This window comes from Pseudomonas sp. Q12-87, from assembly GCF_001269755.1.
Taxonomy (GTDB): Bacteria; Pseudomonadota; Gammaproteobacteria; order Pseudomonadales; family Pseudomonadaceae; genus Aquipseudomonas; species Aquipseudomonas fluorescens_S.
In genome coordinates, this window is record NZ_LHVI01000016.1 from 154,364 (window position 1) to 174,686 (window position 20,323).

The following is a 20,323-nucleotide window of genomic DNA, read 5'->3' on the forward strand; positions in this document are numbered from 1 at the left end:
ATGTGGCCTGGGCAGCTCAAGGCATTGCCCTTGCCCGGTATGAACCTTCCGGCAACACAGCGCTCACTTGTTAAGTCGTCGCGTTTGATTTTGCCGATAAGGATTTCGCATGCTGCCAACCTCTTCATCGATTCCCTTGAGCCCTCCTGTCGAGCGCGAGTTCAGCGTGCGGGCGGTCAGCACGGGCATCGTGCTCGGTATCCTGCTGACACCCTCCAATGTATACGCGGGGTTGAAGATCGGTTGGTCGTTCAACATGTCGATCATCGCCCTGCTGATCGGCTATGGCATCTGGCAGGGCCTGGCCCGGCGTTCAACCGACGGGCTGCCCTGGACGCTGCACGAAAGCAACATCAACCAGACGGTGGCTTCTGCCGCTGCGTCGATCATTTCCGGTGGACTGGTCGCGCCCATTCCGGCCTACACGTTGCTGACCGGCGAACAGTTGGATGTTATCCCGATGGTTGCCTGGGTCTTCTCGGTGAGCTTCCTGGGAATCTGGATTGCGTGGTACCTGCGCCCGTCGCTGCTCAACGACAAGGCGCTGAAATTTCCCGAAGGGATGGCGACCCTGGAAACCCTGCTACATATCTACAACCATGGTCATGAGGCGGCGACGCGTTTGAAGGTGCTGCTCAGTGCCGCATTGCTGTCCGCAACGGTCAAGTGGGTGGACACCTTTTTCTGGGCCATTCCACGTTGGTCGCCCAACAGCCACTTGGAGCGCCTGACCTTTACCGCTGACCCTTCGCTGCTGTTGGTGGGGTTTGGTGGGATCATCGGTATTCGGGTTGGCCTGACGCTGCTGCTTGGCGCCGTGCTGGCGTGGGGTGGGCTGGCGCCGTGGCTGCTGGAGCAGGGGCTGGTGCAATTGCCGCAAGGCAGCAGCGGCCCGCAGTTCGCTGCGTTGGTGGAATGGTTGCTGTGGCCCGGCGTCAGTCTGATGGTGTGTTCGACGCTGGCCTCCCTGGCGATTCGTCTGTGGGCCTTGCATGCGTCGACCAAGGCGGGCGGCGCGGCGATATGGACGCGGCCCAAGGCAGGGCCTGCCAGCGGTTTTCTGTTGGCGATTGTCTTGGTGGTCGGCCTGCAGACGCTGTTGTTCGGTATCAGCCCGTGGATGGCATTGCTGACCATTCCCCTGGCGATTTGCCTGGCGGCCGTGGCGGCGAGAGTGGTGGGCGCGACGGGTATCCCGCCTATCGGTGCCATCGGTCAATTATCCCAACTGAGCTTCGGCATCGTCGCACCGGGGCAGGTGCCGATCAATTTGATGAGCGCTAACACTGCCGGAGGTTCAGCCGGCCAGTGCACGGATTTGATGAATGATTTCAAGGTGGGCCGGGCGATTGGTGCGACGCCGCGCAAGCAGTTGTTCGCCCAGACGCTGGGGATTTTCGTCGGTAGCATTGTTGGCGTATTGGCCTATCTGGCGTTGATCCCCGATCCTCAAGCCATGCTGCTCTCCGAAGAGTGGCCGGCCCCGGCGGTCGCCACATGGAAAGCCGTGGCGCAAACCTTGACCCATGGCCTGGATTCGTTGTCGGTGAGCATCCGCTGGGCGATTTTCGTCGGCGGTGCGGTCGGTTTGCTGCTGGGCGTTTTCGACAGCCTGTTGCCCGAGCGTCGCGCCCGTTATCTTCCCAGCACGGCGGCTTTGGGCCTGGCATTCGTCTTGCCCGCCTCGATATCACTGATGATGGCCCTCGGTGCGGTGCTCACGTGGGCTGTGAGCAGCCGCTGGCCGAGCCTTACTGAACGCTTTGCCATCACCGCTGCCGCCGGATTGATTGCCGGAGAGAGCATGACCGGCGTGGGGGCTTCGTTGTGGCAGATGATGGGCGGCTAGCGGATTTGGCCGGATGATTACCCGTGTCTTCGTCGAAAACCTCCCAGCGCCAAGCCTCTAGAACTTTTTAGGCGCCGACAGGGGATGTTCGCTGCACGGTTTGTGCGAAGCGTGCGGCTTGGGCAGGGGAAGCAGCGACGCCAGTTCTTCCTCGACGATTTGATTGCTCATGGTCAATTCCAATTCGGGGCAATCAATGCTGAGCCAATCGCCATGCTGCAGTGGCACCGGCGTAGTGCGGTGGCTCAAGCTATGGAAGACATAGTGAACCAGCCCAGGTTCGAGAAATTGCTCATGTTTCTCCAGGAAGCCTTGCGAATACCGACGCAGGCTTTGCCAGCGGTGCACGCTCATCCGATGGTGGCTCGCCGCCAGGGGCAGGCCGTCGCGTTCTATCTGGACGTTGATGGCCAAGTCAGCCTGTAACTCTCCCAGGATCAGGGCGGGGGCGATGGCGCAGGTCCGCAAACGCGCATGGGTGGAGGAAACGGCGTCACGGCTGTGCAGCACATGATCCTGGATATCGGTGCCCAACGTAAAACCAATGAAGCGCAGCGCGCCAAAATGGTCGACCCAGTAAAGGCAGACAATGCATGGCTCGCTGCTGATGCTTTGGGCGTGGTAAGGAATCTGCAACGGGTCCCCGTCAGTCTTGAGCAATCGACCGTTGCCTTTGTAATACCAGGCCTGTTCCGTCTTGGCGGTGCACAGTGTGATCTCGCTGACCTGAACAGCCAAGTTGTCATCGGGTTTGAGCGGCGGCCTGTATTTCGCGCCTGTGGGCGAGAGCGGATAGGGCGTCGATGGGAGGCTCCTGAGGTAGGATTCCCAATCCATGTTCAGGCGAGCGCAGTGGCTCAGGGCTTCATAAAGGTTTCCCTGCGGTGATCGTACTTCCAGGCTTTGCCCGGATTTGAAGTCGAATACACCCAGCCCGCGCAGCGGCTGCGGCGAGTCCAATAGCATTACGTAATGCGTCATCACTTATCCTCCAGCGTCAAGCGAGCGGGCAGGGGGCCGTAGTCCGCACGGTCATTGAAAACAGGGCTGGCTTCCTTGAGCCGCAGGGACAGCAACCCGCCCATCAAACTACCAGCCAGTGCCAGAAACAGAATGGCGGTAAGCCCCCAGTTCACGGCGATGTACCCGGCGACCACGGGCGCAACGCCACCGCCCAGGATTTCTCCGCAACCCACCACCAGGCCCGTAGCGGTGGCCAGTAAACTGGGTGGCACTGATTCGCTGGTCAGTGGGCCGACGGTGATGCAGATCAGGCTGAAATTGATGAAAGATAAAAAGAACAGCTGGAGGAACAGTAGCCACGGTAACGGCGGGGAAATGATGAGCAAGCCGACCAGTAGTGTGCTGATCAGGAAGCAGATGGAAACGACAGGCTTGCGGCCCAGTTGGTCAGACAAACCGGGAATGACGAGCTGGCCGAAAAAACCACCCAGGCCGATCGCGGAGATGATCATGGCCATGGAGAAATTGCTCAGGTGCAAGACGTCTGTCAGGTAGCTGGGGAGCAGGGCGCACAGGACGAATTGGCACGTCAGTATGCATAGCATCAAGGCAATGTTGAGGCGCACGTTGCCGCTGGACAGGGCTGTTCGCCATTGGCTGCCGGAGGGTTCTACGAGCGGCCTTGGATGGGGCGCCTGGCTCGGTTGGTAGGTTCGATACAGATACCAGGCCACCAGCAGGCCCGGCAACGAGATGATGGCGAACACGGCGCGCCACGATCCGAACATTTCAAACAATACGCCCGCCAGCAGCGGCCCCAGGCACAGGCCGATGATGGGAAACAGTGCCTGCTGGATGCCCAGGTTGAGCCCGCGTCGGCACGGCTGCGAAACTTCATCGGTGACAATGATGCTGACCGGGGTGAAGGCGCCTTCGCAGATCCCCATCAAGGCGCGCAGGAGCACCAGGCCCATAAGGCTTGAGATCAACGCAGATGCGCCGGCCAGGAGCGATACCAAGGTAATCGAAAGCACCAGCAGTTGCTTGGTGCCCAATCGCCTGATAGCAACGCCCATGAAGAGGGCCGAGCCTCCCCAGGCAAATGCCAGGATCGCCGATAACAGGCCTAGGTCCTGATAGTCCAGGGCCAGGTCATGCATGATCACCGGGAACAACGGCATGATAATGAATCGATCAAGTCCTACCAGCCCGAAGCTCAGCGACAAAAGAACGACCATGCGTCTTTCGTAGCCACCCCAAGGTCGAGTGGCAAGATACGTACTCTCCATGTTCTTCCCCTTCTTTCCTTAGCCCTTTCGACGTTTTCTCGAAACGGGTGAACGCTTGTGTTCGATACTCCTGTAGCCAGGGGCGGATCCGCCCCCGGCTTGGTGCGTGCAATGTGTTGGTCTGTCAGGCCACCCACTTGCCCACGGCCATTTCAGCTGTGAAGCCAGGGCCGAAGGCTGCCAGCATGCCGGTCGCTCCATTGGCCGGCCCGCTGTCGAACTGGCGCTTGAGGACGTCGAAGACCACCACGCTGGCAATATTGCCGGCCTCGCTCAAGCTGTCGCGAGACTGCGCGACCCTGCCAGGTTCCAGATCGAGCTGCAGCACCAGCTCATCAAGAATTTTTCGTCCACCGGTGTGGAAGATGAAAAAGTCATTTTGAGCGCAATGTTGGTTGAAGGTCTCGAAGTTCAATTCCTCCATCATCGGGGCCACGTCTTTAATGGAGTTCATGACGGCTTTGTCCAGGGTGAAGTGAAAGCCGCTGTCCTTGACGTCATATTTAATGTAGTGCTCGCTGTCAGGCAGAAAGTAAGAGCCGGTTTTGGCGATCTTGAATCCCGGCGCCTTATCGTCGGCGCGCATTACGCAGGCCGAGACGGCATCGCCGAACAGCGCTGCGGATATGAACGCGTGCAACTTGGTGTCCTGTGGTTGATAGCAAAGTGACGAAAACTCCAGCGAGACAATAAGGGCGTGGTTGTCTGGTGACAGGCTGGCAAAGTCATTGGCTCGATTAATCGCCGCGGCGCCTGCCACGCATCCCAATTGAGCGATCGGCAATTGTACGGTCGACGTTCGCAGTCCCAAGTCATTGATCAGGTGGGCTGTCAGCGATGGCATCATGAACCCGGTGCATGAGGTAACGGCGACCATCCGGATGTCGTCCGTGGTCAAGCCCGCGTTTTCAATGGCCTGGCGCGCGGCGATTGAAGACATGCGGCGAGCCTCTCGCTCATACACGATGCTGCGGTGGGTAAAGCCGGTATGCACCGCAAGTTCATCGATGGGCAAGACCAGATACCGTTCATTGACTTGGGTGTTTTGAATCATCCGTTTAGCTAATGCCATGCGCGGATGATCGTCATGCAACTGTTCCAAGTGATCGATCATCTGTTGTTGGGTAATTTTGTAATGCGGGAAAAGCAAGCTGGGTTTGCAAAGAGTAGACATGACAAGTCCTCGGCTGAAAGCCAATAAAGAGTAGAAAACCACGTTTAAGGCAATGGCAAAGCAGGACTCTGAAAAGCAGAATCAAACAACGGGCCGGTTGGCCGGAAATAGCGACTGTTGTTATGGATGGCGCGGTATGCAGCAGTAACTTGTTTGTTATTTCGCCAATACGAATTTATAAGCGTATTGCCACGCCAGGTTGCTTTCCCGAACGTGCTTGCGAATAACCATGCGCACTGGTGCTCCAGTCACGACTTGCCGGGGATCGACGACATCGACGATTTCCGAGGCGATCACCAAGCCATCGTCCAGGCGCACCATTGCCATGAAGCGCGGGACGGTTTCGCCATATCCCATGGCCGCGAGAATGGGGTTTTCAGCATGGGCGCTGACCTGGATCGTGCCGGTGCGTGCGCAGCGATACGGTTCCACGTTCAATGAGTTGCATGCGCCGCAGACGGTGCGCCGTGGGAAGAAGATTTCTTCGCAATCCTGGCAGCGGCTGCCTTCGAGACGATATTTTCCGCCATGTTCGCGCCATTCGCGCAACATGCTGGCGGTGGTCATGCGGTGTATTTGTTCTGGGTAAAGGGACATGGTCGGCTCCTTAATCGTTGGAAAGCACAATGACGCTGTTATGCGCGGCGTAACCGCCCAAGTTCTGCGAGACGCCAATGCGAGCGTCCTTGACTTGGTTGTTGGACTCGCCGCGAAGTTGTCGGAACAGCTCGGTAATGTGCAGGATGCCGTCGCAACCAGAGGCGTGGCCGCGGCCAATATTGCCGCCATCGGTGTTCAATGGCAGTTGCCCGTCGAGGGCTATGCCGCCTTCCAATACAAAGTCGCCTGCCTGGCCTGGACCACATACGCCCATGGATTCCATCTGAATCAATCCGGCACCCAGCAAGTCGTAGACTTGGGCCACATCGATATCCTTGGCGGTGATGCCGGCTTTTTTGTAGGCGATTTCGGCGCAAGCGATGGAGTTGGCGGAAACCGCCATGCCGACGTCTTTTGGCAGGCCTGGATATTTCAGGGTCGGGTTGTGATAGCGCGTCCCGAAATAATGGGATACGCCGGTATAGGCACAACCACGGACGAATACCGGTTGGGTCGTGTAGCGGTGCGCCAGGTGTTCGGCGACCAGGATGGCGCAACCGCTGGCTTCACCCCAGGCCAGCATCGAGCCACATGCTTCGCTGTTCTTGAGGGTTTCAAGGGATGGCACCGGCACGCCATAGCGGGTTGCCGTGGGCGTGTTGTGCGCATAGATGCGCATTTGCCGACCAAACGTTGCCAGGACATCCGCTTCGCGTCCTGCATAGCCAAATTTTTCAAAATATTCGGCGGTTGCCAGGGCAAAGGCGTCGGTGTGCGAAATGCCCAGGAAATAATCGTACTCACATTCGGTACTGGAGCCGATGTATTCGGCATAGTTGAAGTGGTCGGTCATTTTTTCAAAGCCACCACACAGGACGATGTCGTACTCACCCGAGGCGACCATCTGATGGGCCATCTGAAAGGAAACCGAGCTGCTGGTGCAGTTGGCAGTGCTCATGAAAGTCGGGGCAGGGCTGATGCCCAGGGCATCGGAAATAGTCGGGCCCAGGCCGCCGTATTCGGAAATACCTTCACCGTGATATCCATAAGCGACTGCCTGAAGTTCACGGGGATGCATCTTGATGGCGTTGAGCGCCTGATAGGCGGATTCGACGATCATCTCCTTGAAGGTTTGACGGACTCTGGAGCTGCCGGGTTTGGAAGTATAGGCAGCCGAAACGATAGCAACGCGTCGTGCGCTCATTGGAAGTGCTCCTTGCTGGATGGTTGGGAATCAGAGGTAGGCTGTCAGGGCGTAGTCAGGCCGCAAGTATTTGAACTCGTACTTGATCGACGTCCCGTAATCCACGTAATACTTGTCTTCCAGCAGCGTGCGCAGCGCAACGTTGGTCTTTTGGTAGGCTTCGATGGCATCGGTCACTGTCAACGCAATCGCATCGCTGCCCGCACCAAACCCGTACGACACCAAGAGGATTTTTTCACCCGGACGCGCTCGGTCCAGTACGCTCACCAAGCCCAGCAACGGACTCGCGGCCCCCGCATCACCGACACTCTGGGCATAAATGCCAGGTTCGATCTGCGCTTTGGTGAAGCCCAAGCCTTTGCCAAGAGAGAAGGGGGTCGAAACCAGGTTTTGCTGGAATACGACATAGTCGAAATCGCTGGCCTGTACATTCATCTTGGCCATCAATCCCGACGCAGCACGATGGGTCTGGTCTTCAAGGCCAATGCTGTTCTTGTCGGAGCCCAGCCCCATTCCTGAGCGAATGTAGCGGTCTCCCTGGGGGCGGATGTTGTCAGCCACATCGGCGGCGCAAGAAAAGCTGGCATCGAAATGCGCGATCACATTTTCAGTACCCAACAACAGTGCGGCGGCTCCCGCTCCGGCGTAGGACTCGGTCAAGTCGCCGGGGGCGGTGTTGCGGTTGATCGTATCGGCGCCTATTGCCAGTGCATTGCCGGCCATGCCCGAGGCTACCAGGGCATAGGCGATCTGCAGGGCGCTGGTGCCTGATTTGCCGGCAAACTGTACGTCCGCGCAGAAGGCGTCATAACCGCAGCCGAGCATTTCCAGAATGACCGCGGCCGAGGCGCGGGAGTCATATGGGTTGGTGCACGTACCCAGGTACAGCGCTTCCAGGTCGCAAGAAGGGGCTTTGTCCAGCGCACGTTGAGCGGCCAGGACACTCAAGGTAATGACGTCCTCATCGGGTTGGAGTACAGCCCTTTCAACGACGCCCAGTTGGTTGGTGACCAGACTCAAGTCTGTGTTTTTCCAGACGTGGATCACGTCTTCCACTTTAAGGCGGCACACCGGGATGCCCGCGCCATAGCTCACAATTCCTACTTTATTCACGTGTACTTCCTCCAGATTCCTTTCTTCACCTGCCAGCGGATAGCCGTGACCGATGCATGAAATATTTAGAAACTATCTAACGGTGCCCGCAAAGTGTCGTTGGCAGTCCTATGCCCGGAAATCGGGCTCCTCAAGGGGGAAAACTACAGTTCCTTTGAGGGAGAACGGGTTTATTATCCTTCTATTATTATGTATGATACGAAACGTGCCGTATCGTTAAGGTCTTGTTAAAAATTGATGACTATTTATCGGGTTTCTTCCTATCTAGTGGCAAGTTCCGCTATTGAGGTGTGCAGTTAAGCAGAAACTTAGATCATAAAAACATACAAAACGAAACGATCCGTTTCATTGCTTTTCGAGAGAATCCTATACCTTGCGTCTCTTTTGTCAAGCGCCATATTGGAGATTTTGAATTATGGCCCGTAAACCGTCTCGGAGCTCCATTGGCTCATTGAGGAGCCCACATACGCACAAAGCGATCATCATCTCCGCTATAGAAACACTCAAGGAGTGCGGTTATTCAGGGTTGAGTATCGAGGCTGTGGCTCGCCGTGCCGGCGCGAGCAAGCCGACCATCTATCGATGGTGGGGTAACAAGGCGGCTTTGATCGCCGAAGTCTACGAGAGCGAAAGCGAGCAGATTCGCAAGGAGCCTGATAAAGGATCCTTCAAGGAGAACCTCAATTTCCTGCTGCTCAATCTGTGGAAGGTCTGGAGAGAAACGATTTGCGGGGAGGCGTTTCGGTGTGTCATCGCTGAAGCCCAGCTCGACCCCAGTACGCTGCCCAAGCTGAAGGATGAATTCATGGAGCGTCGTCGGGAATTGCCGCGAAAGCTGGTGGAAAACGCCATCCAGCAAGGTGAGTTGCCCAAGGACACGTCCCGTGAGTTGCTGTTGGACATGATCTTCGGATTTTGCTGGTACAGGCTGTTGACTGAGCAACTGGAAGTGGAGGGTGACATCAATGAATTCACGACGCTTCTGTTGAACGGCGTGTTGCGTACGACTTCGGCGGCGGAGTAAGGCGCCGCCGAAGCCTGTTCAAGGGTGAGGATTGGCCTTACGCCGCGCCGCTGAACTGTGCATGAAGGCCAGGCAGGATACTGGCCAGGTGGTTGAACTCACACAGATCATGCACAGCAAATTCATAAGCCAGGGTTTCCAGTTCGGCTTCCCCAAACCCGTTTTCCTTCAACAACTGCGCGGCGCGTTCGGCACCGGGAAAACGCAGCATCGCTGGGTGGCTGCCCACCCAGTAACGGCTGGTCAGGTACAAGCCTTCGGGGCATTCCTTGAACAAGTGCACCATGAGCGATATCGGCACTTGCGGCTGATCCGCCAGGCTCATCAAGGCGCTGACGCTGCCGTCTATTTTTGATTCGCGATACAGGTCCGCAGAGAAACCCAGCTCGCATGGATCCCTGAAGTGGATGTGCAGGTGCATAAGGCGGTCACCGACGTATTCGGACGCGCAGAAGGTGTTTCCATACAAGCTCTGTTCAAAGTTCAGGGTGTCATCGGTGAGGCGTTCGTTATGGACGCAGGGGTTTTCCACATGGGCATAGGGGAACCACAGGGTATAGCGTTCGGCCTCCAGTGGATGCCACATGAACCACCACTTGAGCATGTTGGCGGTGCAGTTAGGGAAAAACTTGCGACTTTGCACATAGGCCATCGGACCGGGCAGCAGGGCGTATCCGGCCTCTTCGCTGACGAAATCCGCCGCCAGCATGCGATTGAGGTCTTCAACACTTGGAGTCAGGGTATCGGCCAGGGGCATCGGTCCTTGCTGGATCTTCTCCACTGCGCTGAGCGGCACATTGATCTTCGAGCGGAAAAATTTGGCGTAGGGCTTACCCTGTACGGCTTTATGATTGACCAGGAACTGCTTCTGCATCGGCAATGAGAAGTAGGTGAAAGGTGTCATTACGCGCGCTTCCATGACGATGATTCCTTGCTGAGGCGTGAAAACCTGCAGATATCCGGGGCAGAGCCTTCACGCGGTGTTGTAAAGGGACAATGACGGGACCAAAATAGGTAGCCCGAAATAAAAAGTCAAATTTGAATTATAACTATCGAGAGTTGAGCTCATGGACAATGCCATTGGCAAGCCTTCCCCATCCCGCGCGTCGCGGCTCGATGGGCGAGCAACGCGGCTGCAAATCCTGGAAAAAGCGGGCGAGTTGTTTGCTGAACAGGGGCTGGCCAATACCACCAGCAAGCAGATTTGCGAGCATTCACACGCCAACAGTGCGGCTGTGAATTACCATTTCGTCAACAAGGAAGGGTTGTATCGTGCGGTGTTGCTCGAAGCCCATGCCCGACTCGTGCAATTGCAAACGCTGATTTCCCTCAGCGAGCAGCCAGGCTCGCCGCAAGACAAACTGCGCGCGCTCATCACACTGTTGGTCGAGCGCGTGCATAACCACCCGGATGGTTGGGCGCTGAAAGTGCTGACACGTGAACTGCTTTCGCCGTCTCCCGAATTCGAGGCGGTGCTCAAGGAGCAGTCTTTCCCCAAGGCACACATACTGCGGGGCTTGCTTGGCCAAATCATGAACCTGCCGGCCGACCATCCCACCACGCTGCGCAGTGCAATCAGTGTCTTCGCGCCCTGTCTTTTCTTGCTGATAGCGCATCAGCCTTTGAAGCGACATGTGCTGCAAGGATTGAGCATCGAGCCGCAGGGGCTGATCGAGCACATGATGAGCTATGCCCTCGGTGGCCTCCAGGCGGTGGCGGCCACGGCGCATGGAACATGATATTGGGTAAAGACCCCGGCAAGACGGGGTCGATGGCTTCGGCGGTGCGAGCGCGTTAACGGCCTTTTGCAGGCAAGCCCATTTTTTCAAGTGTCAGTGTTTCATCGGCACGTCCCCAGCCGCCGTCTGCGACCTCTTCGACCAGGACCATGCTGAAAGGGCGGACCTGCTCGCCAAAGTACTCGACGAACATCTCGGTCGTACGATGGATGATTTCCTCTTTGCGAGCGTGGTCGAGGATCCCTTCAGGGAATTTGTAGTTGGCGAATGGCATGGTTCTACTCCGTTGGCTTGATCAGATTGGGCGCTGAGCCCCGGAGCGCATTCTTCTGGGTCGGATCCATGGGATAAATCCCTGAAAGTTGCCATGTGAATTCAATGACGACGAACAATCGATACCTGAAATGGCGTTCCTTCGCGTCAGCCGGCTATCCGTAGCGTTGAGCTCAGATGCCATGAGCTGGATCGTAAAAGCCTCTGTAGATCCCTCACCCTTGGCGGTAGGCGCTGGGCGTGAGACCGATCTGGCGACGAAAGACCTGTGAAAAATGGCTGGGGCTGGAATACCCCACCTCCAGCCCCACGTCGATGACGCTGCGGTCGGTCTCGACCAGCAGACGCCGGGCCCGATCCATGCGCAGGCGGATGAAGTACTGCGATGGCGACAGCCCCGTGGCGCGCTTGAACATCCGGCTGAAGTGGTACTCACTCAAATCGGCAATCTGTGCCAGGTATCCGAGGCTGAAGTCATCGGCCAGCCGCTCATTCATCGCCTCGAGGACGCGTCGCAGCTTGTACGCTTGAAGCGCATTGCTGCGTCGCGTATTGCCGTGTGGGTCGGGATAACGGCGGATCAGATGCACGGCCAGCGCCTGGGCGAGGCTGTTTACGAATAACGGGCTGGGGTGGCGTTCTTCGATCAGCTCGATGCGCAGCTGATTGACGATGAAACTCACCCGCTCATCCTGGGCACCGGAAATGTCGGCGAAGCTTACCGCAACCGCGTGCTCACCCAGCAGATCGCGGGCGGCCATGTCGATCAGCGGCAGGCCGAGGTACAGGTGCATCACTTCGAAAGTTTCGCATTCGATTGTCTGCCAGCGCATCTCGTAGGGCTCACGGGTGCTGGTGAGAAAAAAACCGCCAGCCCGCACGATGGCCGCTTCCCACTCGCCGCCGAGGACACGCTCCTCGACCCTTGCCGTGCCTGCCAGCACCAGGACCAGCAAAGGCTCCGCTACGGCGGGCACCCGTATCGGTTCGACAATGCTGTGATGGCTGAAGAACTGCAGCACGACATCCTGCATCGGTGCCAGCGGTGGTAACGCCTTCGCCGTTCCCGGCAAGTGACGGGGCATCGATTCGGCTGTGACGCGCGGCACATTGGCGGCAGCCGGATCTTCATGTTCGTGTGGGTGCACAGCAGGCTCCATCGACGACGCCCCTCAACCGGGGCTGGCGGCGCTAGGTTAGCGCAGCCACCGTACCCCGGATCAAGCAACTCGCTGGGTCAGTTCGCCCAGGGCGGGAATGGAAACGCGCGGGACGATGGCGGCGGCGCATTGGCACTCACCTTGGCGCAAAACTGCGACAGTTCCGGCAATTCAGCGAAAGCTCGTTCTCCTGCATTGCGAGACAGTGAAGCCGTCGATAACGACAGCGCCTCACAGGCGCCGAGCCGGCGAATGTCTCTTCGGCTCGCAACGCAGGAGAGCACCATGACTGATATCAAGCAAACCCATCCCAACGAAGTCGAAGGCAAAATCGCGCTGGTCACCGGCGCCGCCAGTGGCATCGGCAAGGCCATCGCATTGCTGCTGCACGCGCGTGGCGCCAAGGTCATCGCCGAAGACCGCAATCCCGCCGTCGAAGAACTCGCCCGCCCCGGGCTGGTGCCACTGGTGGCCGACATCACCGAAGATGGCGCCGCGGAGCGCGCGGTCGGCTTGGCTGTCGAGCGATTTGGGCGGTTGGATATCCTGGTCAATAACGCCGGAATCATCATCAACAAGTTGGTCGTCGATATGACCCGTGAAGATTGGGAACGCATCCAGGCGGTCAACGCCACAGCGGCCTTCCTGCATTGCCGCGAAGCGGTCAAGGCGATGATGCCCAACCAGTCTGGAGCCATCGTCAATATAGCGTCCTACGCGTCCTATTTCGCCTTCCCGACCATTGCTGCCTACACCGCGTCGAAAGGTGCACTGGCCCAACTGACCCGCACATTGGCGCTCGAAGCGATCGGGCACGGGATTCGCGTCAACGCGGTGGGCGTCGGTGATGTGGTGACCAACATCCTCAACGACGTGGTCGATGACGGTCCAGCCTTCCTGGCCCAGCACGGCGAAGCCGCGCCCATTGGCCGCGCAGCACAGCCTGAGGAAATCGCCGAGGTCGTCGCATTCCTTGCCTCGGACCGCACGAGCTTCATCGTCGGCTCGGTGGTCATGGCCGACGGTGGAATGACTGTCACGGCGGGTTGACCGACCTTCCTGCTCGTCGGGTCTGACGTGCCGGGCCGGCCGCAAGCGATCGAGGTGTTGGCTGGCCGTCGGCTATCGCGAGCAAGCTCGCTCCTAGCCCAATGAGTTCATGGCATTGAGATTTCCACGAGCCCATCGGATGACGATTACTCTTCGGAGTCCCGCGGATGAAAAATGGTGTAAGGCAGGATCAACGTATCGGCGACGAAACTCAAAGGCAGGTCGATGATCGCAAACGGGGTCAACGCCCCGTAGGCTCCGGCGTTGCCCTCCGTCGAGGATTTTATTATTTCGATATCGGTAGAAACGCCGCAATAGGGATGGAGGCCGCACATATGCCCATAGCTGGAGCTTTCGTTGATCGTCGCGCAGCCTGTCAGCAGCGTTGTTGCCAAAGCCATTGGTACGATCCGCATGACATCGCCTCATCCTGATAAGTGCGCGACTGTAGCATTTTGTCAGTGCGAATGACGCGGCTCACCGCTACGGGCGATCACCCGCAGATGCAACGTGGCCGGCTCCAGGCACCCCCCTGTGGAAAGCTGTCCCACCAGTTGCCGATACAACTCCTGCCAAGGCGTTTGCGACGGCGGGATATTGGGCGTCCACTCCAGTCGACGCTGGGCCATTTCAGCCTCGTCGATGAGCAGGTTCACGGTGCGTGTGTTCAAGTCCACTTTCAGCCGGTCGTTGGTTTTCAGCAACGCCAGGCCGCCGCCTACCGCTGCTTCCGGGGACATGTTGAGGATCGACGGGCTGGCCGAGGTGCCGCTCTGGCGGCCGTCGCCGAGGCAGGGCAGGGAGTCGATGCCTTGTTTGATCAGGGCGGCGGGCGGGGCCATGTTCACCACTTCGGCGCTGCCCGGGTAGCCCACCGTGCCGGCACCGCGAATGACGAGAATGCAGCGCTCGTCGATGTCCAGCGCCGGGTCGTCAATGCGCGCGTGATAATCCTCCGGGCCTTCGAACACGATGGCTCGGGCTTCGAAGCTGTTTTCAGCGCCGGGTTCGGACAGGTAGGTCTTGCGAAACGCCTCGCCCACCACCGACATCTTCATGATCGCGCTGTCGAAAAAATTACCGCTGAGCACGATGAACCCGGCACGGTGCTTGAGCGGGGTTTCGAACGGATGGATGACATCGGCGTTGCTGGTCAGGCTGCTGCTGACGATTTCGCCAATGGTCTTGCCGCTCACCGTGGCGCAGTCTTCATGGAGACGCCCGGCTTTTTGCAGTTCATGCATGACCGCTGGCACGCCGCCGGCGCGATGGAAACCTTCACCCAAATACTTGCCGGCCGGCATGCAATTGACCAGCAGCGGCACGTCCTCGCCTATCCGTTGCCAATCATCCAGGCTCAGCTCGACGCCCATGTGCCGGGCGATGGCGATCAGGTGTGGCGGGCAATTGCTGGAAGCACCCAGCGCCGAGGCGACAGCGATGGCGTTCTCGAAAGCCTCGCGGGTCATGATCTGCGAAGGTCGCACGTCTTGCAGCACCAATTCGCAGATGCGCTTGCCGGTGGCATACGCCATTTGCCCGCGCTCGCGATAGGGCGCCGGAATGCTCGCGCAACCGGGTAGCGACATGCCCAAGGCTTCGGCCAGGGCATTCATCGACAAGGCAGTGCCCATGGTGTTGCAGTGACCCACCGACGGCGATGCGGCGGTGGTCATTTCCATGAAGCCTTCGTAATCGATCTCGCCGGCGGCCATCAGGTTGCGAGCGTGCCAGAGCACGGTGCCTGAACCGATCAGTTCGCCCTTGTGGTGACCGTCGAGCATCGGGCCACCGGACAGGACAATGGCGGGCAGGTCGGTGGTCGCAGCGGCCATCAGGCAGGCTGGGGTGGTCTTGTCGCACCCGGTGGTGAGCACCACGCCGTCCAAAGGATAGCCGTGAAGGATCTCCACCAATCCCAGGTAGGCCAGGTTGCGATCCAGCGCGGCGGTGGGGCGACGCGACTGTTCGGCGATCGGATGCACCGGGAATTCCATCGGAATGCCGCCGGCATCGCGAATACCGGCCTTGACCCGTTGTGCCAGCTCCAGGTGATGACGATTGCAGGGCGTCAGGTCGCTGCCGGTCTGGGCGATGCCGATGATCGGGCGCCCCGATTGCAGCTCCTCGCGGGTCATCCCGTAGTTCATGTAGCGCTCGACATACAACGCGGTCATGTCGGCGTGGGCAGGGTCGTTGAACCATTGCTCGCTGCGCAGGCGGCGTCTTGGTGTGTCACTCATGATTCGTTCTCTCTTGTAATTAGTAGAATCGCCAAACTCTGTTGCGTCAGCGGGCGAGCAACCCTCGCGATGCCAGGTTGCGCAGCAGGGCGCCCACGCCGAAGGTCCAGGGCGCGGCGTCAGAGCTATGGGTCACCTGGTTGTGCAGGCTTCCCAGCAACGGGCTGCTGATGCTGACCCGGTCACCCAGTTTGTGGGTGAAACCGCTGCCGGCATGGTCACGGTCTTCAGTGGGGGCGAACAGAGTACCCAGAAACAGCAGGAAACCATCCGGGTATTGGTGATTGGCGTTGAGTGTCTGCTCCACCAGATCCTGCGGGTCGCGACTGATCTGGCTCATGGAGCTCGATCCTCGCATGCGGTAGCCGTCTTCACCTTGGACTTCCAGGTCCACCACGCAGGCCCGCACATCATCCAGGCTGAAATGTTCGTCGAACAGGCGAATGAACGGACCGATGGCGCAGGACGCATTGTTGTCCTTGGCCTTGCTCAACAACAGCGCGCTGCGGCCTTCGAAGTCCCTCAGGTTGACGTCGTTGCCCAGGGTTGCACCGTGGATCCGGCCACGGCTGTCGACGGCCAGCACCACCTCCGGCTCCGGATTGTTCCATTGGGAATCTGGGTGAATACCGATCTGGCTTCCGCTGCCGACGGCAGCCAGCACCGGCGCCTTGGTGAAGATTTCCGCGTCCGGGCCGATGCCGACTTCCAGATATTGCGACCACATGCCCTGTTCGATGAGCAGGGCCTTGAGGCGCATGGCTTGCTGGGAACCCGGCACGATGGCGCGCAAGTTGTCGCCGATCACACTGCGCACGCTGGCCCGCACGGCTTCGGATTTCGCTGCGTCACCGCCGGCTTTTTCCTCGATCACCCGCTCGATCATGCTGGCGGCAAAGGTCACGCCAGCGGCCTTGATCACTTGCAGGTCCAACGGCGGCAACAACGATGGTTTGGACGGGTCGGCGCCAGCCCCCGTATTGGCCAGCAGGGCTTCGACAGTGGTTATGAAGGTGCCAGGCGTCTGTTCCACGGCTGCCAGTGGCGACTCGGTCTCCAGCAAGTCACTCAACGTCGCAAAATGATCCGATAGATCGAACACGCCGTCACTGCGCAGCACGATCGGCGATGGCCCGGCGATCCGGCCAGGCACCCAGGCGCGGCCAATCAGCGTTGCGGCCAAGCCATCGACCGGCAGGGTGTTTTCGGGAGTAAGCAGTAGCGACATGGAAAGTCTTCCTGATTCGTGAAGCTTTCACGCTAGGGCGGGCAGCCGATAAACTCCAATGAGATATATTCAGTATTTGATAACGCCCGGTTATTGCCTGTCCGAGGGATGTTCATGTCCGATCTGTCGTTCTCCAGCTTTTGTGGCTGGCTCAAGTTTCGTCATCTGGTGCTGATCGATACCTTGGGACGCACCTGCAACATGCACTTGGCAGCCCAGCAAATGAACCTCAGCCAGCCGGCCATCAGCAAGATGCTCAAGGAAATCGAAAGCCTGCTCGGCTTTGCCCTCTTCGAGCGGCGACCGCGCAGCATGCCGCCCACTGCGTTGGGCGAGCACGTGCTGCGTTATGCGCAGATTGCCTTGAACGATGCACGTTCGTTCGTCGAGCAAATCAGTAGCCTGCGCGAAGGCGGTCATGGCTATCTCAAGGTCGGCGGGATTTTTGCCGCCACGGCGGTGGCCTTGCCCGAGGCTATCCTGCAGATCAAACAGCGCTGGCCGCTGCTGTCGATCGAGGTGGTGGAGCAGACCAGCAATCATCTGATGGAAATGCTTGAGGAGAAAAAACTCGATCTCGCGGTGGCGCGTTTTACCGATCAAAGCCAGCAGCAGCGCTATGACTTCCAGCCACTGGCGCCGGAACCGTTCTGCATCGTGGTGAACAACCGCCACCCCCTGGCAAATACCGGGCCCACCGCTCTTGAACAACTGGTGGACCTGCCATGGATTCTCTATCCGGTCGGGACGCCGATTCGCGCGCGCATGGAATTGGCGTTTGCCGAAGCCGGGGTGCGGATGCCGCGTAATACGATCGATACCATCTCCATGCAGACCTTCCTCCAGGTACTGCAACGCGGCCCCATGATCGGCATGTTGCCCAACGCGATGGTCGATCCGCTGCTTGAGAGCGGCCAGCTCAACACCCTCGACACTCCCTTGCATCTGGTGCCGCAGGATTACGGCATCCTCACCCGAAAGGACGAACCCCTGGCCGGGGCGGCGCTGGAGTTCGCCGAAATCCTCAAGGAAAACGCTCGCCTGGGCGCGATGCCACCTGTTTAAAGGCTGGGGTGAACTTGTGGTGAGGGGATGAATCCCCTCACCACAGTGATTTATCTATTCGATAACTTGGAGTTATTGCCTAATCCAAAAATGCCATTGGGAAAGAATCGTTTCCCGACAGTAGAGTCCCCTTTCAATCGCCGGATGAGCTGCTCATTCGACGTGACCCAATAAAAACAATCAGGCATGTCCACATGCCCCAGGGGTTACCTCATGCAAACCATATCCGAGCATTTGCCCGCCCAGGCGCAGGCCGGCGAACTCGACTTCGAAGACCGCACCTACCGCAAAGTCATCTGGCGCATCCTTCCGGTGCTGCTGCTGTGTTACATGGCGGCGTACCTCGATCGGGTCAACATCGGTTTCGCCAAGCTCGATATGCTCAACGAGCTGCAATTCAGCAACACCGTCTATGCCTTGGGCGCCAGCATGTTTTTCTGGGGTTATTTCCTCTTCGAAGTGCCCAGCAACCTGCTATTGCATCGCTTTGGCGCACGGTTCTGGATCGCGCGGATCATGCTGACCTGGGCGGTGGTCTCCATGGCCGTGGCCTACACCGTGCCGTTGGCGGCCTTTTTCCACATTGAATCGAGCAGCATGTTCTACGTGCTGCGCTTCCTGTTGGGCATCTGCGAAGCCGGGTTCTTCCCTGGTGTCATCCTTTACCTCAACTACTGGTTTCCGACCCACCGACAAAGCCGCGTGATGTCCGGTTTCCTGCTCGCGCTGCCGGTCAGCCTGACCCTCGGCGGCATATTGTCCGGTTGGCTGATGAACAGCATGCAAGGGGTACATGGCCTGTCGGGTTGGCAGTGGATGCTGCTGATCGAGGGCATTCCTTCGATCATCATGGCGTTCGTGGTGATCGTCTGCCTGGCGGACAACATCGATAAGGCCAAATGGTTGTCCGCAGCGGAAAAAGCCATGCTCAAGGCCAACCTGCACACCGACAACCAGGGCAAGGCCACGCGTCTCAGTGAGGTGTTCTTCAACCCTCGGGTGTGGTTGCTGGTGTCGATCCTGTTGACGTTCAACACCGGTTTCTACGGCCTGGCCTTCTGGATGCCCTCGATCATCAAGAGCACCGGTATCACCAACAGCCTGCACATCGGTTTGCTCACCGCTATTCCGTATTCGGTGGCGGTGGTGGCGATGCTGCTCAACGCACGGCATTCCAACCGCACCGGCGAGCGACGCCTGCACGCGGCCATTCCGGCTTTTATCGGCGGTGCCGGGCTGATCCTCAGCGCTTACTTTGCCAACAACCTGGTGTTGTCGGTGCTGTTCCTCAGCGTTTCTGCCTCGGGGATCCTCAGCCTGATGCCGATCTTCTGGACCTTGCCAGGCACAGTACTGTCAGGCGTCGCCGCAGCTGCCGGCATCGGCATGATCAACGCGATCGGCAACCTCTCGGGCTTCACCGGCTCGATGATCACGGCCGTGGCCGAAACCCTGACGGGCAACATCAACAATGGCACTTACGTGTTGGCCTTGTGTCTGCTGGTTAGCGGCGGATTGATTCTGGCCATCCCTGCCTCGATGCTCGCCAGGACACCCAAGCCCGCCGCCACTGCAGCGGAACTGGAGACGGCATGAACATGCAGAACAAGCGGGTCCTGGTGACCGCGGCGGGACAGGGCATCGGCCTGGCCAGCGCCATGGCGTTCGCCGAGGCGGGCGCCGAAGTATTCGCCTGTGACATCGATATTCGCGGGTTGGCAGGTCTTGAAGGGATCACTGCGCTGACGCTCGATGTCACATCTGCCGAAGGCATCAGCGCCGCGTGCGAACGGATCGGCGGCCTCGACGTGCTGTTCAACTGCGCGGGCTACGTGCACAGCGGCACCCTCCTGGACTGTGACGAAGCGGCCTGGGCTCGTTCGCTGGACCTCAATGTCACGGCCATGTACCGGATGATCCACGCGTTCCTGCCCGGCATGCTGGCCCGTGGCGGCGGCTCGATCATCAACATGTCGTCGGTGGCTTCCAGCATCAAGGGCGTGCCGAATCGCTTTGCCTACGCTGCCAGCAAGGCGGCGGTGATAGGCCTGACGAAGTCCGTCGCCATCGACTTCGTCGGCCAGGGCATTCGCTGCAATGCGATCTGTCCGGGTACCGTGGACTCGCCGTCGCTGCGTCAGCGCATTGCCGCCCAGGCGGCTCAGCAGGGCGTCGATGAAGCGCAGGTCTACCGGCAGTTCCTCGAACGCCAACCCATGGGCCGTATCGGCAGCACTGAAGAAATCGCGCAGTTGGCCTTGTACCTGGGCAGCGATGCGTCGACCTACACTACCGGTGGCGTGCATGTCATTGATGGCGGCATGAGCCTCTGAATCCGGATTCACGTTG

At 58.9% G+C, this 20,323-nt stretch carries 19 protein-coding genes; 7 read left to right on the top strand and 12 right to left on the bottom strand.

The features are described from left to right. Window positions 1-109 precede the first annotated feature (109 nt). On the top strand, window positions 110-1,849 hold the full coding sequence (locus AD663_RS10965) for an OPT family oligopeptide transporter (RefSeq protein WP_053213702.1): 1,740 nt from the start codon (window positions 110-112) through the stop codon (window positions 1,847-1,849). Window positions 1,850-1,906: 57 nt separating this feature from the next. Here AD663_RS10965 and AD663_RS10970 read toward each other — a convergent pair whose 3' ends face one another. The 6 genes from AD663_RS10970 to AD663_RS10995 all read right to left on the bottom strand — a co-directional run bounded on the left by AD663_RS10970 (window position 1,907) and on the right by AD663_RS10995 (window position 8,192). Beyond that, window positions 1,907-2,830 (bottom strand): fumarylacetoacetate hydrolase, encoded by a 924-nt coding sequence (locus AD663_RS10970; protein ID WP_053213703.1) that lies wholly within the window; start codon window positions 2,828-2,830, stop codon window positions 1,907-1,909. Beyond that, window positions 2,830-4,101, bottom strand: coding sequence for an MFS transporter (locus tag AD663_RS10975; protein WP_003180725.1), 1,272 nt, complete (start codon window positions 4,099-4,101; stop codon window positions 2,830-2,832). Before AD663_RS10975 ends, AD663_RS10970 begins: the two co-directional genes overlap by 1 nt. A gap of 124 nt (window positions 4,102-4,225) precedes the next feature. Beyond that, window positions 4,226-5,275, bottom strand: coding sequence for a type III polyketide synthase (locus AD663_RS10980; protein ID WP_003180727.1), 1,050 nt, complete (start codon window positions 5,273-5,275; stop codon window positions 4,226-4,228). 156 nt (window positions 5,276-5,431) lie between these two features. Beyond that, the gene (locus AD663_RS10985) at window positions 5,432-5,872 is read right to left on the bottom strand and encodes a Zn-ribbon domain-containing OB-fold protein (RefSeq protein WP_003180729.1); all 441 of its coding nucleotides are present in this window, start codon (window positions 5,870-5,872) and stop codon (window positions 5,432-5,434) included. 10 nt (window positions 5,873-5,882) lie between these two features. Then, window positions 5,883-7,079: a thiolase family protein gene (locus tag AD663_RS10990; protein ID WP_003180730.1), complete on the bottom strand. Its 1,197-nt coding sequence runs from the start codon at window positions 7,077-7,079 to the stop codon at window positions 5,883-5,885. Between the two features lie 30 nt (window positions 7,080-7,109). Continuing rightward, on the bottom strand, window positions 7,110-8,192 hold the full coding sequence (locus AD663_RS10995; RefSeq protein ID WP_003180733.1) for a hydroxymethylglutaryl-CoA synthase: 1,083 nt from the start codon (window positions 8,190-8,192) through the stop codon (window positions 7,110-7,112). Window positions 8,193-8,607: 415 nt separating this feature from the next. Here AD663_RS10995 and AD663_RS11000 point away from each other — a divergent pair, with 415 nt between their 5' ends. Further along, the gene (locus tag AD663_RS11000) at window positions 8,608-9,216 is read left to right on the top strand and encodes a TetR/AcrR family transcriptional regulator (protein WP_003180738.1); all 609 of its coding nucleotides are present in this window, start codon (window positions 8,608-8,610) and stop codon (window positions 9,214-9,216) included. A 37-nt stretch (window positions 9,217-9,253) separates the two neighbouring features. Here the strand turns inward: AD663_RS11000 and AD663_RS11005 are convergent, their stop codons facing one another. Then, the gene (locus tag AD663_RS11005) at window positions 9,254-10,135 is read right to left on the bottom strand and encodes a DAPG hydrolase family protein (RefSeq protein WP_003180740.1); all 882 of its coding nucleotides are present in this window, start codon (window positions 10,133-10,135) and stop codon (window positions 9,254-9,256) included. A gap of 148 nt (window positions 10,136-10,283) precedes the next feature. Here AD663_RS11005 and AD663_RS11010 point away from each other — a divergent pair, with 148 nt between their 5' ends. Beyond that, window positions 10,284-10,955, top strand: coding sequence for a TetR/AcrR family transcriptional regulator (locus AD663_RS11010; RefSeq protein WP_003180742.1), 672 nt, complete (start codon window positions 10,284-10,286; stop codon window positions 10,953-10,955). Between the two features lie 55 nt (window positions 10,956-11,010). Here the strand turns inward: AD663_RS11010 and AD663_RS11015 are convergent, their stop codons facing one another. Both AD663_RS11015 and AD663_RS11020 read right to left on the bottom strand, forming a co-directional pair. Next, the gene (locus AD663_RS11015) at window positions 11,011-11,229 is read right to left on the bottom strand and encodes a tautomerase family protein (protein ID WP_003180746.1); all 219 of its coding nucleotides are present in this window, start codon (window positions 11,227-11,229) and stop codon (window positions 11,011-11,013) included. A gap of 214 nt (window positions 11,230-11,443) precedes the next feature. Beyond that, entirely contained in the window at window positions 11,444-12,313 is an 870-nt protein-coding gene (locus AD663_RS11020) for a helix-turn-helix domain-containing protein (protein WP_033046447.1), read from the bottom strand. A 360-nt stretch (window positions 12,314-12,673) separates the two neighbouring features. On the opposite strand from AD663_RS11020, the gene AD663_RS11025 reads away from it, so the two are divergent. Then, window positions 12,674-13,438: an SDR family NAD(P)-dependent oxidoreductase gene (locus AD663_RS11025; protein ID WP_003180749.1), complete on the top strand. Its 765-nt coding sequence runs from the start codon at window positions 12,674-12,676 to the stop codon at window positions 13,436-13,438. 146 nt (window positions 13,439-13,584) lie between these two features. Here the strand turns inward: AD663_RS11025 and AD663_RS11030 are convergent, their stop codons facing one another. Genes AD663_RS11030 through AD663_RS11040 form a run of 3 tightly spaced genes read right to left on the bottom strand, consistent with a single transcriptional unit; the run spans window position 13,585 to window position 16,909 of the window. Next, window positions 13,585-13,839, bottom strand: a complete 255-nt coding sequence (locus tag AD663_RS11030; protein WP_225970862.1) for a YceK/YidQ family lipoprotein — start codon at window positions 13,837-13,839, stop codon at window positions 13,585-13,587. Between the two features lie 57 nt (window positions 13,840-13,896). Continuing rightward, the gene (locus AD663_RS11035; protein ID WP_003180753.1) at window positions 13,897-15,681 is read right to left on the bottom strand and encodes an IlvD/Edd family dehydratase; all 1,785 of its coding nucleotides are present in this window, start codon (window positions 15,679-15,681) and stop codon (window positions 13,897-13,899) included. A gap of 46 nt (window positions 15,682-15,727) precedes the next feature. After that, a complete protein-coding gene (locus tag AD663_RS11040; RefSeq protein WP_003180755.1) occupies window positions 15,728-16,909 on the bottom strand; it encodes a fumarylacetoacetate hydrolase family protein in 1,182 nt (393 codons plus the stop codon). A gap of 114 nt (window positions 16,910-17,023) precedes the next feature. On the opposite strand from AD663_RS11040, the gene AD663_RS11045 reads away from it, so the two are divergent. The 3 genes from AD663_RS11045 to AD663_RS11055 all read left to right on the top strand — a co-directional run bounded on the left by AD663_RS11045 (window position 17,024) and on the right by AD663_RS11055 (window position 20,307). Further along, a complete protein-coding gene (locus tag AD663_RS11045; protein WP_003180757.1) occupies window positions 17,024-17,974 on the top strand; it encodes a LysR family transcriptional regulator in 951 nt (316 codons plus the stop codon). Between the two features lie 213 nt (window positions 17,975-18,187). Further along, window positions 18,188-19,570, top strand: a complete 1,383-nt coding sequence (locus AD663_RS11050) for an MFS transporter (RefSeq protein WP_003180758.1) — start codon at window positions 18,188-18,190, stop codon at window positions 19,568-19,570. Then, window positions 19,567-20,307, top strand: coding sequence for an SDR family oxidoreductase (locus AD663_RS11055; RefSeq protein WP_003180761.1), 741 nt, complete (start codon window positions 19,567-19,569; stop codon window positions 20,305-20,307). Before AD663_RS11050 ends, AD663_RS11055 begins: the two co-directional genes overlap by 4 nt. The last annotated feature ends 16 nt before the right edge of the window (window positions 20,308-20,323 follow it).

Bases quoted from the DNA above. Each gene is read 5' to 3' on its own strand.
- AD663_RS10975 (WP_003180725.1), bottom strand. From the start codon at position 4,101: ATGGAGAGTACGTATCTTGCCACTCGACCTTGGGGTGGCTACGAAAGA.
- AD663_RS10970 (WP_053213703.1), bottom strand. From the start codon at position 2,830: ATGACGCATTACGTAATGCTATTGGACTCGCCGCAGCCGCTGCGCGGG.
- AD663_RS11000 (WP_003180738.1), top strand. From the start codon at position 8,608: ATGGCCCGTAAACCGTCTCGGAGCTCCATTGGCTCATTGAGGAGCCCA.
- AD663_RS11030 (WP_225970862.1), bottom strand. From the start codon at position 13,839: ATGGCTTTGGCAACAACGCTGCTGACAGGCTGCGCGACGATCAACGAA.
- AD663_RS11050 (WP_003180758.1), top strand. From the start codon at position 18,188: ATGCAAACCATATCCGAGCATTTGCCCGCCCAGGCGCAGGCCGGCGAA.
- AD663_RS11010 (WP_003180742.1), top strand. From the start codon at position 10,284: ATGGACAATGCCATTGGCAAGCCTTCCCCATCCCGCGCGTCGCGGCTC.
- AD663_RS11025 (WP_003180749.1), top strand. From the start codon at position 12,674: ATGACTGATATCAAGCAAACCCATCCCAACGAAGTCGAAGGCAAAATC.
- AD663_RS10965 (WP_053213702.1), top strand. From the start codon at position 110: ATGCTGCCAACCTCTTCATCGATTCCCTTGAGCCCTCCTGTCGAGCGC.
- AD663_RS10990 (WP_003180730.1), bottom strand. From the start codon at position 7,079: ATGAGCGCACGACGCGTTGCTATCGTTTCGGCTGCCTATACTTCCAAA.
- AD663_RS11045 (WP_003180757.1), top strand. From the start codon at position 17,024: ATGTCCGATCTGTCGTTCTCCAGCTTTTGTGGCTGGCTCAAGTTTCGT.
- AD663_RS11015 (WP_003180746.1), bottom strand. From the start codon at position 11,229: ATGCCATTCGCCAACTACAAATTCCCTGAAGGGATCCTCGACCACGCT.
- AD663_RS11055 (WP_003180761.1), top strand. From the start codon at position 19,567: ATGAACATGCAGAACAAGCGGGTCCTGGTGACCGCGGCGGGACAGGGC.
- AD663_RS11020 (WP_033046447.1), bottom strand. From the start codon at position 12,313: ATGCCCCGTCACTTGCCGGGAACGGCGAAGGCGTTACCACCGCTGGCA.
- AD663_RS11005 (WP_003180740.1), bottom strand. From the start codon at position 10,135: ATGGAAGCGCGCGTAATGACACCTTTCACCTACTTCTCATTGCCGATG.
- AD663_RS10980 (WP_003180727.1), bottom strand. From the start codon at position 5,275: ATGTCTACTCTTTGCAAACCCAGCTTGCTTTTCCCGCATTACAAAATT.
- AD663_RS11040 (WP_003180755.1), bottom strand. From the start codon at position 16,909: ATGTCGCTACTGCTTACTCCCGAAAACACCCTGCCGGTCGATGGCTTG.
- AD663_RS10985 (WP_003180729.1), bottom strand. From the start codon at position 5,872: ATGTCCCTTTACCCAGAACAAATACACCGCATGACCACCGCCAGCATG.
- AD663_RS11035 (WP_003180753.1), bottom strand. From the start codon at position 15,681: ATGAGTGACACACCAAGACGCCGCCTGCGCAGCGAGCAATGGTTCAAC.